Raw genomic sequence first — 14662 nt, forward strand, 5'->3', positions numbered from 1 at the left:
CCCTCACGCGCGCCAGCGGCTAAGGCGCGCGCATGTCCGAAAACAACGCCCCCTTCTATATCACCACCGCGATCAGCTATCCCAATGGCCGTCCGCATATCGGCCACGCCTATGAAGCAATTGCTACCGATGTCATGGCGCGGTTCGAGCGCGCGCGCGGCCGCGACGTGCGGTTGACCACCGGCACCGACGAACATGGCCTCAAAATGTATCAGACGGCGCGCGACCAGGGCCGCGCCACCATCGAACTCGCCGATGAAATGTCGGGATATTTCCGTGAGATGTACGGCAAGCTGAATATCAGTTTCGATCATTTCATGCGCACGTCGGACCCCGCGCATCATGCCGCATCGCAGGCGCTGTGGCGCGCGATGGAGGCCAATGGCGATCTGTATCTCGACCGCTACGAAGGCTGGTATTCGGTTCGCGACGAGGCTTTCTACGACGAAAGCGAACTGGTGCAGGGGGAAGGGGAGGCCAAGCTCTCGCCGCAGGGCACGCCCGTCGAATGGACCGTCGAGGAAAGCTGGTTCTTCCGCTTGTCAGCCTACCAGGACAGGCTGCTCGCGCTCTACAACGAGAACCCCGATTTCATCCGCCCCGAAAGCCGCCGGAACGAGGTGATGCGCTTCGTCGAGGGCGGGCTCAAGGACCTCAGCGTCTCGCGCACCAGTTTCGACTGGGGGGTGCCGGTGCCGGACTCGCCCGGCCATGTCATGTATGTTTGGGTCGACGCGCTCACCACCTATATGTCGGCGCTCGGTTTTCCCGATCAGGACGGCGAATGGGGCCAGTTCTGGCCTGCAGACATCCACATGATCGGCAAGGATATCGTTCGTTTTCATGCCGTTTACTGGCCAGCTTTCCTGATGAGCGCGAAGCTTCCGCTGCCCAAGCAGGTGTTCGGCCACGGCTTCCTGCTCAACCGCGGCGAAAAAATGTCGAAGTCGCTCGGCAATGTCGTCGATCCAATGGAACTCGCGGAGCGTTTCGGCGTCGATGCGTTGCGCTATTATCTTCTCCGCGAAGTGAGCTTCGGACAGGACGGCAGCTATTCCGCCGAGGCGATCGTGCGCACCGCCAACGCCGATCTTGCGAACAGCTTCGGCAATCTAGCCCAGCGCAGTTTGTCTATGATTTTCAAGAATTTAGATGGTAATCTTTCGGCAGATCATGCGCCTGCGCAGGCGGACAGCGACCTCCTCGCCGATCTCGCCGCAATGGCGACCGAACGCCTGCCGCGCGAATTCGAACAGCTCGCTTTCTCGGTGGGGATAGAGGACTGGATCCGCGCCGTTTTCGCGTGCAACCAATATGTCGACACGCAAGCACCCTGGGCGCTGCGAAAGACCGATCCCGACCGCATGCGCGCGGTGCTGATGACGCTGTTCCAGGCGGTGCGCACGCTGGCAATCGCGATCCGTCCGGTCGTGCCGGCCGCCGCCGACAAGTTACTCGACCAGATGGGCATCGCAGAAAATGCGCGCGATTTTGCAGCGCTCGCCGACGCCGACTGGTTTGCGAATCTCGCCGCCAGCGGCTTCACCGTCGGCCAGCCGGTTCCGGTCTTCCCGCGCCTCGAACTTCCCGAAGGAGAGGGGGAGGCGTAATGCTCGTCGATTCGCACTGCCACCTCAATTACAAAGGGCTCGCCGAACAGCAGGGCGACGTGCTGGCGCGCGCGCGCGCCAGAGGCGTCACCGCGATGCTCAACATCGCGACGCGCGAAAGCGAGTGGGACGACGTGCTCGCCGCCGCCGAAGCCAATGCCGATGTCTGGGCCAGCGTCGGCATCCATCCACACGATGCCGACAATCATCCCGATATCGACACCGCGAAGCTGGTCGAGCGCGCCGCGCATCCCCGGGTCATCGGGATCGGCGAGACCGGGCTCGATTATTATTACGACAAGAGCGATCGCGTGCGGCAGCAGGACAGTTTCCGCCGCCATATCCGCGCATCGCAGGCAACCGGATTGCCGGTCATCGTCCACACCCGCGACGCCGAGGCCGACACGCTAGCGCTGCTGGGCGAGGAGATGGGCAGGGCGATCTTCCCCGGCGTGATTCACTGCTTCACCGCCAGCGACGATTTCGCGCGCAAGGCGCTCGACCTCGGCCTGTTCATTTCGATCTCGGGCATCGTGACCTTCAAAAATGCCGCGGAGCTTCAGGCGACCGCCAAATGGCTGCCGCAGGATCGGCTGCTCATCGAAACCGATTCCCCTTTCCTTGCTCCCGTCCCGCACCGCGGCAAGACTGGCGAGCCGGCGTTCGTCGCCGACACGCTCGCCTTCCTCGCCGACCTGCGCGGCGATGACGAGGAGGCGCTTTCGGCGGCAACAAGCGCCAATTTCTATGCGCTTTTCAACAAGGCGGCGCCATGACGCCAGGCGCGATATGAAGGTCCGGATCCTGGGCTGTGGCACGTCTTCGGGCGTCCCGCGCATTGGTAATGATTGGGGGCAGTGCGACTCCGACAATGTGCGCAACCTGCGTAGCCGCGCGTCGATCATGGTCTCGCTCGGCGGCTTTCGTATCCTCGTCGACACTAGCCCCGACATGCGGCTCCAACTGCTCGACGCCGGGGTCGGCGAACTCGACGCCGTCATCTGGACGCACGAACATGCCGATCACACGCACGGTCTCGACGACCTGCGGCAGGTCATGCACCTGCGCCGCTCGCCGGTCCCGGTTTATGCCCGCAACCATGTTCTCGACATCCTCAAATGGCGCTTCACTTATGCCTTTGCGGGAAATGCGGGTTATCCCGCGTCGGTCGATCCGATCGATCTGCACGATCACCAGTCGATCGGCCCGATCGAAGTGTCGGCGATCGAAATGCCGCATGGTCCGATCAAGGCAACCGGCCTGATCTTCAGCGACGGCGCGCACAAGGTCGCCTATGCTACTGATTTCTCTAAATTTACTGACGAGATGGTCGAATTTTTCCAGGGCGTGGACCTGTTCGTGATCGACGCGCTGCGCCGCTATCCGCATCCGACGCATCCGCATCTCGCCATGACGCTCGAAGGGCTTGCGAAGGTCGGTCATCCACGCGCGATCATCACGCATATGGACAACACGATGGATTATGACGACCTTGCGGCCGAATTGCCGCCGGGCGTCGAGCCCGGGTACGACGGATTGGAGGTGCAGCTATGACCGGTGACACGACCGTCCAGATCCTGTGGTTCGCCGGCGCGTTCGCGCTGGTGCTGAGTTCGCTGCTCGCGCGGCGCTTGCCGATGGCCGACTGGGTCAAAATGGCGCTCGCGTGGGTCGCGATCTTTGGACTGGTATTCCTCGTCATCCGGGCGTGGCAGGCGGCGACGTAACGCTTGAGGGCCTCCTCCCTCGTTCACCATTCAATTTAACATAATATATATTATCGGATAATTATATGGCCGACGCCGAAATGCTGCCCCCCGTCGATCGCCTCCTCGCGATCATGCGCCAACTGCGCAATCCCGAGGGCGGATGCGAATGGGATCTGGCGCAAAGCTTCGCGACGATCGCGCCTTATACGATCGAGGAAGCCTATGAGGTTTCCGACGCGATTGCCGACGGCGATCCGGCGGCGATTTGCGACGAGCTTGGCGACTTGTTGTTGCAGGTCGTCTTTCACAGCCAGATCGCAACCGACGAAGGCCTGTTCGGTTTCGACGACGTCGCCAACGCGATCAGCGACAAGATGGAGCGCCGCCACCCGCATATTTTCGGCGATGGCAAGACCGACGATGTTCGCCAGCAATGGGAACAGATCAAGGCGGCCGAGCGATCGGCCGATGGTGCTGCGGGCGCGCTCGCGGGCGTCGCGTCATCCCTGCCCGCGCTGCTGCGCGCGCAAAAACTCCAGGGCCGCGCCGCGCGCGTCGGCTTCGACTGGCCCGACACCGACGGACCGCGCGCGAAGATCGACGAGGAACTCGCCGAGGTCGCCAAGGCCGCCGACGATGCCGAGCGTCATGAGGAGATCGGCGACCTGCTGTTCGCGGTGGTCAACTATGCCCGCAAACTCGGCATCGACGCCGAAGGTGCGCTGCGCGATGCCAATCTGAAATTCGCGCGGCGCTTTGCCGCCATGGAAGATCGCGCCGGCGGAAGCATCGCCGGACTATCGCTCGACGATCAGGAAGAGCATTGGGTTGCGGTCAAGGCCGCGGAGCGTCCTTAGCCGGCCATAGCCGCTCGAACCGTGCGCTGTCGGCGGGATCGAGGCGGACGGTCAGGACATGACCTTCGCCCTGCTGTTCATCGGCGAGAACTTCGCCGCGTGCGTGAAGCCACGCCGCCGCCTCGCCCTCGCCATAGCCCAGATAAATGCGGCGTAGCTGATGCTGCGCGGTCAGTTGCGACGCCATCAGAACGCGCGCGGCTTCGACGCCTTCTCCCGTTACCGCAGAGATGACCGCGACGTCGGGCCGCCGCGCCGCCATCTCCTCGATCGCCGCGCGCTCATCGGCACCGGCGGTGTCGATCTTGTTCCAGATTTCGATCTGCGGAACCGCGACGGGGGCATCCCCCTCCCCGTCGTCCTGCGGGCCGTTTACGCCGAGCGAGTCAAGAATGGCGCGCACATCGTCATATTGTGCCTCGCTGTCGGGATGGACGATGTCGCGGACGTGGACGATCAGATCTGCGGTCGTCACCTCTTCTAGCGTCGCGCGGAAAGCGGCAACCAGCTGCGTGGGCAGGTCGGACACGAAACCGACCGTGTCCGACAGGATCGCCTTTTCGATGCCGGGCAGCCCGATTTCGCGCATCGTCGGGTCAAGCGTGGCAAAGAGCATGTCTTCCGCCATGACGTCACTTCCCGTCAAGCGGTTGAAGAAGGTCGATTTTCCGGCATTGGTATATCCGACCAGCGCGACGACGGGCCAAGGTGCGCGCTGGCGTTTCGATCGCTGCAGTTGGCGGGTGCGCCGTGCATCATCGAGACTGCGGCGGATACGCGCCATGCGGTTTCGGATCATCCGCCGGTCGGCCTCGATCTGCGTTTCGCCGGGGCCGCCGAGGAAACCGAAGCCGCCGCGCTGGCGTTCGAGGTGCGTCCAACTACGCACGAGCCGCCCCGCCTGATAGTCGAGATGCGCCAGTTCAACCTGCAACCGTCCTTCGGCCGTCGCAGCGCGCTCACCGAAGATTTCGAGGATCAGTCCGGTGCGGTCGATGACCTTGGTACCGAAGGCGGTCTCGAGATTGCGCTGCTGGATCGGGGTAAGCGCAGCATCGACGACGACAAGTTGGACGCCCTTCGCCGCAATTTCGGGCGCGATCGCATCGATCTGGCCGACGCCGAGCAGCGTCGCGGCGCGCGTCTGGCGCAATCGCAGCGTATGAACCGCAACGACATCGAGCCCGATCGCTAGCGCCAGTCCCCGCGCCTCCTCGGCGCGCGCGTCAAGGTCGCGCGCCAGGCGCTGGCTATGCCATTCGGGCACCACGACGAGTGCGGCAGCGCCGCGGGTTACCTCGTCTTCATTGTCGATTGTCGGGTCGATCAGGCGTCGTCCGCTTCGCCGTCAGCCTCGCCGCTGTCGGTCAGGTTGATCGGACCGTTCGGCTGAACCGTCGAAATCGCGTGTTTGTAGACGAGCTGAACCTGCCGCTCGCGCTCGAGCAGCATGCAGAACAGGTCGAACGCCACGATATCGCCTTGCAGCATCACGCCGTTGACGAGGAACATCGTCACCGATTCGTCGGACCTGCGCACGGCGTTCAGGAAAACATCCTGAAGTGCCTTGCCCTTGCCGGCGGGCGCATCGCGCAGATTGTCGCCGAGCAGCGCAAGATCGAAGTCGTGCGACGGCATCACGGTCGAGATCGCATGCTTGTAAACAAGCTGCGACTGCCCGTCGCGACGAAGCAGCAACGAAAAATTGTCAAACCAGGTGATGATGCCCTGCAATTTGACGCCCTTGACCAGGAACATGGTCACCGGCGTCTTGCTGCGACGCACCGCATTGAGGAAGAGATCCTGGAGATTCTGATTCTTATCGGACATATTTGCCTCCTGTTCTTGGCGGCGGAGCCGCGTTTCGATGCTCGGTAGCCCCGGCATCTTTGACCTTCTTTGCCGCGTCACTATGCGGCAAACCATAAAGGACGTCTAGCGCAAAGCCGTCAGCCTTCACCGTCCGAACTCTCGGTAAGCCCCAAAAGTTTCAGTTTTCGGTGCAGCGCGGATCTTTCCATCCCGATGAAGCTCGCGGTGCGCGAGATATTGCCCGAAAAGCGGTTGATCTGGATGCGTAGATATTCGCGCTCGAAATTCTCGCGCGCCTCCTTGAGCGGGATGGCCGTGATCGATTCCGAATTAGGAAGGATATCGGCCCCTCCGCGCACCAGTTCGGCGGGCAGCATGTCGGCGTCGATCCGGTTCAGTCGGTCGCTGGGTGCAAGGATCATCACGCGTTCGATGACGTTTCTGAGTTCGCGGACGTTACCAGGCCATTCATGCGCCTGGAGCGCTGCCATTGCTTCCGAGCTGATCTCGGGTGGCGGGACGCGGCGATCGGCAGCGTAGCGGCGAATATAATGGTCGCAAAGACTCGCGATATCATCGCGCCGTTCGCGCAACGGCGGAATATGCACCGGGACGACGTTGAGCCGGTAATAAAGATCCTCGCGAAACCGGCTTTCGGCGATTTCGGTCATCAAGTCGCGCGCCGACCCCGAAATGATGCGTACATCGACGCGGATCATCGTGCGCCCCCCGACGCGCGTGAAGCTCTGATCGGTGAGGACACGCAGGACCTTTCCCTGCGTCGTGAGGGGCATGTCGGCAACCTCGTCGAGGAACAGCGTGCCGCCGTGCGCCTGTTCGAGCAACCCGACGCGGATCGAGCCGTCCTCAGCCTCCGACCCGAATAATTCGATCTCGACCGTTTCAGGGTCCATGCGCGCCGAGGAAATGACGCGGAATGGCGCATTCTGCCGCCCGCTCCAGCCGTGCAGGACGCGCGCGGCGACCTCCTTGCCGACGCCGGGCGCGCCGGTGATCAGCACGCGGCTACCCGTCCCCGCCACGCGCTTTAGCGTCGCGCGGACATTGTTGATCGCGGCGCTCGTCCCGGTGAGTTCGTCCGACGGCCCCGCTTTTTCGCGGAGTTGCTCATATTCGAATTTCAGCCGTTCGCTTTCGGTAGCGCGTGCGACGAGATGGAGCAGACGCGACGCCTCGAACGGCTTTTCGATAAAGTCGAACGCGCCGCGGCGGATCGCCGCCACCGCGGTGTCGAGCCCGCCGTGCCCTGAGATGACGATGATCGGCAGCGTCGGATCGAACGCCTTGATCGCCTCGACAAGACCCAGCCCGTCGAGTCGCGACCCCTGCAGCCAGACGTCGATCAGCGCCAGCGAGGGACGTCGCTGGCGGATCGCTTCGAGCGCCGAATCGCTGTCGGAGGCGGTGCGCGCCTCATAGCCTTCGTCTTCCATGACCCCGGCGACGAGGTCGCAGATGTCGCGTTCGTCGTCGACGATCAGAATATCAAGCGCCATGTTCTTCTCTGTCCTGCCGGTTCCGGATGCGTCCGGGAACCGATTCACCCTGTCCCATGCCAGCCTCGCCGCCGCTTCCGGCCAGCGGTCGCAGGCGATCGGGATGGAGCGTCAGCGTAACGCGCGTTCCCTGCCCCGCCGGATTGTCGGAAAATTCGAGTTCGCCATAATGTTGCTCGACAATCTTCTTCACGATCGCCAGGCCGAGCCCGGTACCACCCTGCCGCGTCGTCATATAAGGTTCGGCGATGGCATCGCGCGCCTCGGGAAGACCGATGCCGTCGTCGCTGATCCGGATGACCAACGCGCCGCTCGCGGAGATAGCCAATTCGGCATCGACATGACCCATGGGTATCTCGTCTGAGTTTTTCGATTTTTCTTCAATTGCTTCCACCGCATTTTTTACGATATTCGTCAGCGCTTGCGAGAGGAGGCGGCGGTCGCAGACGAGCGGTTCGATTTCGTCAGGGATGCGGATCGCGAAAAGAATGTCCGGCTTGGCGACTTCGAACAGGAACACCGCCTGGCGCAGGATATCGCGGACATCCTCTACGCCGAACGTCGGTTTCGGCATCCGCGCGAAGCTCGAAAATTCGTCGACCATCCGGCGCATGTCGTGCACCTGGCGGATCACCGTGTCGGTGAGCTTGCGAAAGGTCGCGGCGTCGCCCTCAAGCTTGTCGCCAAAGCGGCGTTGGAGCCGCTCGGCAGCGAGCTGGATCGGGGTGAGCGGGTTCTTGATCTCATGCGCGATGCGGCGCGCGACATCGGACCAGGCGGCGCGGCGCTGGTCGAGCAATTGCTGCGTAATATCTTCGAAACTCAGCACGAAACCATCGCCCTGCGCCACTGCCTTGGCCGCCAGTGTCGCGGGTTCGGCATCCTTGCGCGCGAGTTGGACGATTGCCTCGCGCTCGTCGCTAATCAGCAGTTGCGCCAGTTCGGGCGCGACATCGGCCAGCGGACGTCCAGTGAGGCATTCGGCCGACTGGCAGATCAGACGCTCGGCCGCGGAATTGGCGAGCAGGATGCGGTGATCGGCATCGACCGAAACCACGGCCGACGACACACCGCTCAGCACCGCTTCGATAAAGCTGCGCCGCGCCTCCAGCTGTTCGTTGACGTTAACGAGCGCGCCGGTCTGCCCTTCCAACTGCTCGGTCATCCGGTTGAAGGCGCGCGTCAGCACCGAAATCTCGTCGTCCCGCGCCGGCGGCGTTACGCGGACCGACAAGTCGCCCCCCGCCGCGGTTTGCGTCGCACCGATCAATGTTCCAAGCGGCCGAACGATCCGGTCCGCCACGACGATCGCGGCGATGACAGCGAGCGCAAGCAACAGCAGCGAACCGAGGTAGAGTGCGCCATTGAACTGCAATTGCAAAAGCTGCGAACGCTGGAACAGGGCATTATAATCGGCAAGCACCGCGCCTGCACGGATCGATTGTTGAAAGCCCGGAACATTGAAGTCGCGCGCAGCATAAAGATAAGCGCGAGGGACGCCTGGCAATCGCGTCACCGCTTCGATACGATCGGCTTCCCGCACGACCACGACATCTTCGCCATCTTCCAGTCGCGCCATCATCGTCGGAGTGAGGCGCTTCTCCACCGACCGCCCATCGGGATCGATGGCGGCGGCCGTTCGTCCCACGCCGTCAGCGCCAATTTCGATGATCGCCGTTTCGTTCAGGCTTCGAACTACGACTTGCTGGAAATAATAGTTCGAGAAAGACGGATCATTTATCGGCACACGGCGGAGGAAGCTCGCGAGATCAGAGGCCATTGCGATCGTGTTGTCGCCGACATTGCGTTGATTTTCCTGGTAATAGCCCTCGGCAAGGTTTGCCGCATTCTCGAACATGCCACGCGAGCGATCGGAGAACCAGAAATCGACCCCGAACTGGAACAGCAATGAGGCGAAGATCACGACAAGTAGCGTCGGCGCCGCAGCGATCAGTGAAAAGAGCGCGACAAGCCGGACGTGGAGACGACCATTGCCGCCTGACATCGACCGGACCGCGCGGGCACGGGCAATACGGCTGCCAATGAGTACGATCAGCGCCATCGCCGGCACGAGATTGGCGACCATGATCGCCGCAACGAGCGCAGGGGTCAGCAGTCGTTCGCTCTGCGCATCGCCGGTGACGAATATATAGGTCGCGATTGCAACGCTGATGATGAGCGCAAGCGTATAATATTCGGGGGCGGCAAAGCGCCAAAAGCCCGTGCGCACGTCGCCGCTCTCTGAATCCGCTTCGAAAGTCAGGGAAGACGATTGCGCCATTGTTGCTGCGTTACGACAATCCTGTTGCATAGAAAACACACAACTTGCGCATGTGTCGCCCAAATGCCCCGATTTTGCGGTCAGGGATGTGCCGGGTCGATATCGAGCTGTCCCAACCGCTTGCGGAGCGTATTGCGATTGATCCCAAGACGCCGCGCGGCTTCGAGCTGGTTCCCGCGCACATCGCGCAGTACGCGCCGGAAAAGCGCCGCCTCGACGATCGCTTCCAACTTCTCGTGGATCGCTCCGTCGATTGCCGCGCTCGCCATTTCTTCGCGCGTCCAATCGTCCACCGCGCGGGCGATGAGCGCCGCCGGCTCCACCGCGCCGCCGTCCCCTCCGCCTTCCTGCAGGACCGTTTCGACGTCGCGCACGGTAACGACCGTGTCGCGCGACAGCACCGCGAGCCGCTGCACGACATTACCCAGTTCGCGCACATTGCCCGGCCAGTCATATCGTTCGAGCCATTGCATCGCGGCGGGGGCGAATTGCCGGTCGGGAAGCCCCGAACGGCGCCCGGCATCGACGAAATGGCGGACGAGCGCAGCGATGTCGCTGCGCCGGTCGCGAAGCGGCGGCAAGGTGACCGGGATGACGTTGAGCCGGTAGAACAGATCCTCGCGGAAGCGCCCGTCGGCGACGAGCGTGCGCATGTCGCGATGCGTCGCCGCGATGACGCGCACATCGGCGCGTAGCGCCTGGCTGCCGCCGACGGTCGAATATTCGTTACTTTGCAGCACGCGGAGCAGGCGCGTCTGCGCCTCGAGCGGCATGTCGCCGATCTCGTCGAGGAACAGCGTCCCGCCCGCCGCCTGTTCGAAGCGTCCGGCATTACGGCTGTGCGCGCCGGTAAAGGCGCCCTTTTCGTGACCGAATAATTCGGCCTCAATCAATTCGCGCGGGATCGCGGCCATGTTGATCGCGACGAAAGGCCCCGCACGGCGCAGCCCGGTCGCGTGGATCGCGCGCGCGACCACCTCCTTGCCGGTGCCCGATTCGCCGAGGATCAGCACGGCAAGATCGTTCGATGCAAGTCGCGCGATCGTGCGATAGACGGCCTGCATTGCGGGCGCCCGCCCGACGAGGCCGTGGCTGTCAGCCTGCCCCGGATCAGTGCGGATCGCCGGTTCGGCCTGCCGCTGAAGCGCCGCACGGACGCTCGCGGTCAGTTCGTCGAGGTCGAACGGCTTGGGCAGATAATCATAGCTGCCGATCCCTGTCGCGCGCACAGCGGTGTCGAGCGTATTCTGCGCCGACAGGACGATCACCGGTGTGTCCGCATCGACGCCCGCCCCGGGCAAGGAATCGATGCCGTCGCCGTCGGGCAGGACGACGTCCGAAATGACAAGGTCGGGCCGATTGTCGGCAAGCCACGCATTACGCTCGGCGATACTGGCGACCGATGCGAAATGCGCGCATTCGCCAACCAGCGTTTCGCGGATGATCATCGCGATCGCGGGATCGTCCTCGACCAGCAGGATGGTCTTGCCCTTGCTCATTCCGATCGTCCCTTTTGCGCGACGGGAAGGTGGACGCGAAAGCGCGTCCAGTCGCCGTCGCGGATATGCTGGACCGTGCCGCCCATGTCGCGCGCCAGCTTGGCGACGAGCGCGAGGCCAAGCCCCCGCCCTTCGCGCTTCGTCGTGACGAACGGGTCGAACAGGTCGCCGCGAATATCGGCTGGAACGCCGGGACCATTGTCGCTGACGCTGACTTCGATCGGCAGCGCGATCCGCCCGCGGCCGTCGCCATTGTCGATCGACAGGCCATGCCGATAGGCTGTCGTCAGGCGTACGACGCCATCGTCGCGTCCGGTCAGCGCTTCGCAGCCATTGGTCACGAGATTGAGCAGGATCTGCACCAAGGCGTCATGGTTTCCATAGACCAGCGGCAATGACGGGTCGAAATCTTCGGCAAAGCGCACGCCGGGGAACTGGCGCGCGCGCGCCGTCTCCATCGCCTGATGGATCGGTTGATAGAGGTTGATCGGGCCGCAAGCGATCGGCTGTCCACGCGAAAAATGCTCCATCTGGTCGATCAGCGTCGCGATCCGGTCGACTTCGGCGCAAATCAGTGTCGTAAAGCGTTCGCCCGCGGCGTCGGTCTTGCGCGCGAGCAACTGCGCCGCGCCCTTGATTCCGGCGAGCGGATTCTTGATTTCGTGCGCCAGCATCGACGCCGCCGCCCCTGCAGCGCGCCCCGAGCGCCCGATTGCGCCGCCCATCAGTTCGGAATCGCTATGCGACGCCACCAGCGCGAGGATGCGATGCCCACTATTCCCAAAGGGGACCATCTGCATATCGACGAAGATCGACTTGCGTCCGCCCGCCGAAATCTCGGTCCGATGCGCAAACAGCGCCGACGTCGACGCGTCGCTCATCCGTTGACGATAGCTCCGGTCCATCCGGATCACGTCATAGATGACGCGTCCGACCATGGCCGACCGGCTGATATTGCACAGTTGTTCGGCAGCCGCATTCACGAACAGCACCACCCCGCCGCCGTCGATCAGCAGCGTGGGAACGGGGTGCGACTGGATCAGTTCGTCATGGTCGAAGCTCGGGATGCTCGAAGTGAGCGCGGTCACGCGGCCGCCCTGACCAGATGCCCCTCGCGAAGATGCGGGCCGTAAAAGGCTTCGAGCGCGTCGAGCACGCCCTTGCTGTCGGGGATCTGGTTGACCTTGTTGCGGAACTCGGCTGACCCGTGAAGCCCTTTGACATACCAGCCGAGATGCTTGCGCGCCATATTGACCCCGGTCACCTCGCCATAATGATCGATCATCGCGCGGTAATGCGATGTAATGACGTCATATTGTTCGTCGAGGTCGGGGTCGGGCCGTTCGGCCTCGCCGCGCAATGCAGCCATCACCTGCCCGAGCAGCCAGGGCCGGCCATAGGCACCGCGCCCGATCATCACGCCGTCGGCACCGCTCTGTGCGAGCGCGGTCCGGGCGTCGTCAGCCGAACAAATGTCGCCGTTCACGATCACCGGGATCGAAACCGCATCCTTGACCTTGCGCACGAAGCTCCAGTCGGCCTCGCCACGATACATCTGGTTGCGCGTGCGGCCATGAACGGTGACCAGCTTTGCTCCCAGGTCCTCGGCGATATGCGCCAGTTCGGGAGCGTTGAGGCTGTCGTGGCACCATCCCATGCGCATCTTGACCGTCACCGGCACCGAAACTGCCTTCACGCAGCTATCGATCAGCGCGGCAGCGAGCTTCAGATCGCGCATCAGCGCCGAACCCGCGTCGCCGTTCGTCACCTTGCGCACGGGGCAGCCCATGTTGATGTCGATGATCGATGCGCCGCGATCTTCGTTGAGTTTCGCCGCCTCGCCCATTTCATAGGGGGTGCAGCCGACGAGTTGCATCGACACGGGCTCTTCGACCGGATCCCACGCAGCCTTCTGAATCGACTGGCGCGTTTCGCGGATCGCCGCCTGACTCGCGATCATCTCGGTCACATTGAGCCCCGACCCGTAATAGCGCACGAGTTTGCGGAACGGCAGGTCGGTGACGCCCGTCATCGGCGCGAGGATCACGGGATCCGCGATGGTGATGTTACCGATCTGGATGGGCCGGAGCGGCGCCATGGCGGGGAGCTTTCGTCGAAATTGCCTAAATTTTGAGCAGCCCCTACACGCTAAGCCGCTTTCCCGCAAGGCGCCGCTGCGCTAACCGGCGCGGCTGATGACCGATTCCGCGCCTTCCCCCGCCCCACGCGTCGCGTCGATCCTGCTGGCCGGCGGCCGGGGAACCCGCGCCGGTTTCGCGCAGCCGAAGCAGCTGGCGCGGCTCGGCGACCGGCCGGTGCTGCGCTGGAGCCTCGATGCGCTGGCCGGGCATCGCGCCATCTCGGGCGGGGTGCTGGTGGCGGACCATGACGTCATGGCGGCGATCGCGCCCCTGCCCGACGGGTGGATTTCCGCCGATCCCGGCGCGGAACGACAGCAGTCGGTGAGCAATGCGCTCGCCGTCCTCGTCGGCTGGGAGGACGACGCCCTCGTCTTGGTCCACGACGCCGCCCGTCCTGGCTTGACCCCGGAGGTTATCGACCGCTTGCTCGCGGCGCTGACGGATTCCGATGCCGCAATCCCGACCCTGCCGGTGCCGGACACTCTCGTCGAGCAGTCGGACGATTGCGCGGGCGGGGCCGTCGACCGCGCCGCGCTCGCCCGCGTCCAGACGCCGCAGGCCTTCCGCCTCGGCACGCTGCGGCGCGCGCATGCCGAAGCTGCGGAATCGGCGGTCACCGACGATGCGCAGCTCGTGCGGCGACTGGGGGTTGCCGTGACGACGGTTGCGGGCGACGCGCGTCTCCACAAACTGACATATGCCGAGGATATGGCGATCCTTCGGGGACTATTGGGAATGGACACGATGACACGAACCGCGGTTGGCATGGGATATGACGTCCATCGCCTCGTGGCGGGCAAGCCGCTGTGGATCGGCGGGATAGAAATCGCGCATAGTCATGGGCTTGAAGGCCATAGCGACGCCGACGTCGCACTTCATGCGCTGACCGACGCGATCCTCGGTGCGCTTGCCGATGGCGACATCGGCGATCATTTCCCGCCCAGTGATCCGCAATGGCGCGGCGCCGCCTCGCACCGCTTCCTGGCATTTGCCGGGGATCGTGTTGCGGCGCGTGGCGGTCGGATCGACCATGTCGACCTGACGATCATCGCCGAGGCGCCCAAAATCGGTCCGCATCGGCCGGCTATCCGGGCGCGTATTGCCGAAATCCTTGCCATTCCGATCGAACGGATTAGTGTGAAGGCGACAACGACAGAGCGGCTGGGCTTTACCGGTCGCCGTGAGGGGATAGCGGCCCAGGCCCTCGCGACCTTGCAACTTCCGGAGAATTGAACC

Annotated in this window: 13 protein-coding genes; 6 read left to right on the top strand and 7 right to left on the bottom strand. The window is 63.5% G+C overall.

The genetic code is table 11. The annotated features are described in order from the left end of the window. Positions 1 to 32: 32 nt before the first annotated feature. The 5 genes from metG (at position 33) to mazG (ending at position 4176) form a co-directional block, all read left to right on the top strand. Complete coding sequence (gene metG, locus HDC35_RS01160) at positions 33 to 1610, top strand: methionine--tRNA ligase (RefSeq protein ID WP_184643043.1); 1578 nt, start codon at positions 33 to 35, stop codon at positions 1608 to 1610. After that, positions 1610 to 2386: a TatD family hydrolase gene (locus tag HDC35_RS01165; protein ID WP_184643044.1), complete on the top strand. Its 777-nt coding sequence runs from the start codon at positions 1610 to 1612 to the stop codon at positions 2384 to 2386. Before metG ends, HDC35_RS01165 begins: the two co-directional genes overlap by 1 nt. Before the next feature lie 13 nt (positions 2387 to 2399). Continuing rightward, positions 2400 to 3164 (top strand): MBL fold metallo-hydrolase, encoded by a 765-nt coding sequence (locus HDC35_RS01170; RefSeq protein ID WP_184643045.1) that lies wholly within the window; start codon positions 2400 to 2402, stop codon positions 3162 to 3164. Continuing rightward, entirely contained in the window at positions 3161 to 3337 is a 177-nt protein-coding gene (locus HDC35_RS01175; RefSeq protein ID WP_184643046.1) for a hypothetical protein, read from the top strand. The genes HDC35_RS01170 and HDC35_RS01175 overlap by 4 nt, the downstream gene beginning before the upstream one ends. Positions 3338 to 3402: 65 nt before the next feature. Then, complete coding sequence (gene mazG / locus HDC35_RS01180; RefSeq protein ID WP_260397411.1) at positions 3403 to 4176, top strand: nucleoside triphosphate pyrophosphohydrolase; 774 nt, start codon at positions 3403 to 3405, stop codon at positions 4174 to 4176. Here mazG and hflX read toward each other — a convergent pair. The 7 genes from hflX to dusB all read right to left on the bottom strand — a co-directional run bounded on the left by hflX (position 4154) and on the right by dusB (position 13383). Next, complete coding sequence (gene hflX / locus HDC35_RS01185) at positions 4154 to 5446, bottom strand: GTPase HflX (RefSeq protein ID WP_311770697.1); 1293 nt, start codon at positions 5444 to 5446, stop codon at positions 4154 to 4156. The two genes, mazG and hflX, sit on opposite strands and share 23 nt — an antisense overlap. A gap of 56 nt (positions 5447 to 5502) precedes the next feature. Then, positions 5503 to 6063, bottom strand: a complete 561-nt coding sequence (gene hfq / locus HDC35_RS01190) for an RNA chaperone Hfq (RefSeq protein ID WP_184643047.1) — start codon at positions 6061 to 6063, stop codon at positions 5503 to 5505. Positions 6064 to 6125: 62 nt separating this feature from the next. Continuing rightward, positions 6126 to 7505 (bottom strand): sigma-54 dependent transcriptional regulator, encoded by a 1380-nt coding sequence (locus tag HDC35_RS01195; protein ID WP_184643048.1) that lies wholly within the window; start codon positions 7503 to 7505, stop codon positions 6126 to 6128. Next, the gene (locus HDC35_RS01200) at positions 7495 to 9735 is read right to left on the bottom strand and encodes an ATP-binding protein (protein ID WP_311770698.1); all 2241 of its coding nucleotides are present in this window, start codon (positions 9733 to 9735) and stop codon (positions 7495 to 7497) included. The genes HDC35_RS01195 and HDC35_RS01200 overlap by 11 nt, the downstream gene beginning before the upstream one ends. Before the next feature lie 131 nt (positions 9736 to 9866). Beyond that, the gene (locus tag HDC35_RS01205; protein WP_184643050.1) at positions 9867 to 11285 is read right to left on the bottom strand and encodes a sigma-54 dependent transcriptional regulator; all 1419 of its coding nucleotides are present in this window, start codon (positions 11283 to 11285) and stop codon (positions 9867 to 9869) included. Next, positions 11282 to 12373 carry an ATP-binding protein gene (locus HDC35_RS01210; RefSeq protein WP_184643051.1) on the bottom strand — a complete coding sequence of 364 codons (1092 nt, stop codon included), beginning with the start codon at positions 12371 to 12373 and terminating at the stop codon, positions 11282 to 11284. The genes HDC35_RS01205 and HDC35_RS01210 overlap by 4 nt, the downstream gene beginning before the upstream one ends. Further along, complete coding sequence (dusB, locus tag HDC35_RS01215; RefSeq protein WP_184643052.1) at positions 12370 to 13383, bottom strand: tRNA dihydrouridine synthase DusB; 1014 nt, start codon at positions 13381 to 13383, stop codon at positions 12370 to 12372. Before dusB ends, HDC35_RS01210 begins: the two co-directional genes overlap by 4 nt. Positions 13384 to 13480: 97 nt before the next feature. Here dusB and HDC35_RS01220 point away from each other — a divergent pair, with 97 nt between their 5' ends. Further along, positions 13481 to 14659 (top strand): bifunctional 2-C-methyl-D-erythritol 4-phosphate cytidylyltransferase/2-C-methyl-D-erythritol 2,4-cyclodiphosphate synthase, encoded by a 1179-nt coding sequence (locus HDC35_RS01220; protein WP_184643053.1) that lies wholly within the window; start codon positions 13481 to 13483, stop codon positions 14657 to 14659. Positions 14660 to 14662 lie beyond the last annotated feature (3 nt).

This window comes from Sphingopyxis sp. JAI128, assembly GCF_014207235.1.
GTDB lineage: Bacteria > Pseudomonadota > Alphaproteobacteria > Sphingomonadales > Sphingomonadaceae > Sphingopyxis.

Coding starts and splice junctions, on each gene's coding strand:
- metG (WP_184643043.1), top strand. CDS start 33: ATGTCCGAAAACAACGCCCCCTTCTATATCACCACCGCGATCAGCTAT.
- HDC35_RS01165 (WP_184643044.1), top strand. CDS start 1,610: ATGCTCGTCGATTCGCACTGCCACCTCAATTACAAAGGGCTCGCCGAA.
- HDC35_RS01170 (WP_184643045.1), top strand. CDS start 2,400: ATGAAGGTCCGGATCCTGGGCTGTGGCACGTCTTCGGGCGTCCCGCGC.
- HDC35_RS01175 (WP_184643046.1), top strand. CDS start 3,161: ATGACCGGTGACACGACCGTCCAGATCCTGTGGTTCGCCGGCGCGTTC.
- mazG (WP_260397411.1), top strand. CDS start 3,403: ATGGCCGACGCCGAAATGCTGCCCCCCGTCGATCGCCTCCTCGCGATC.
- hfq (WP_184643047.1), bottom strand. CDS start 6,063: ATGCCGGGGCTACCGAGCATCGAAACGCGGCTCCGCCGCCAAGAACAG.
- HDC35_RS01195 (WP_184643048.1), bottom strand. CDS start 7,505: ATGGCGCTTGATATTCTGATCGTCGACGACGAACGCGACATCTGCGAC.
- HDC35_RS01205 (WP_184643050.1), bottom strand. CDS start 11,285: ATGAGCAAGGGCAAGACCATCCTGCTGGTCGAGGACGATCCCGCGATC.
- dusB (WP_184643052.1), bottom strand. CDS start 13,383: ATGGCGCCGCTCCGGCCCATCCAGATCGGTAACATCACCATCGCGGAT.
- HDC35_RS01220 (WP_184643053.1), top strand. CDS start 13,481: ATGACCGATTCCGCGCCTTCCCCCGCCCCACGCGTCGCGTCGATCCTG.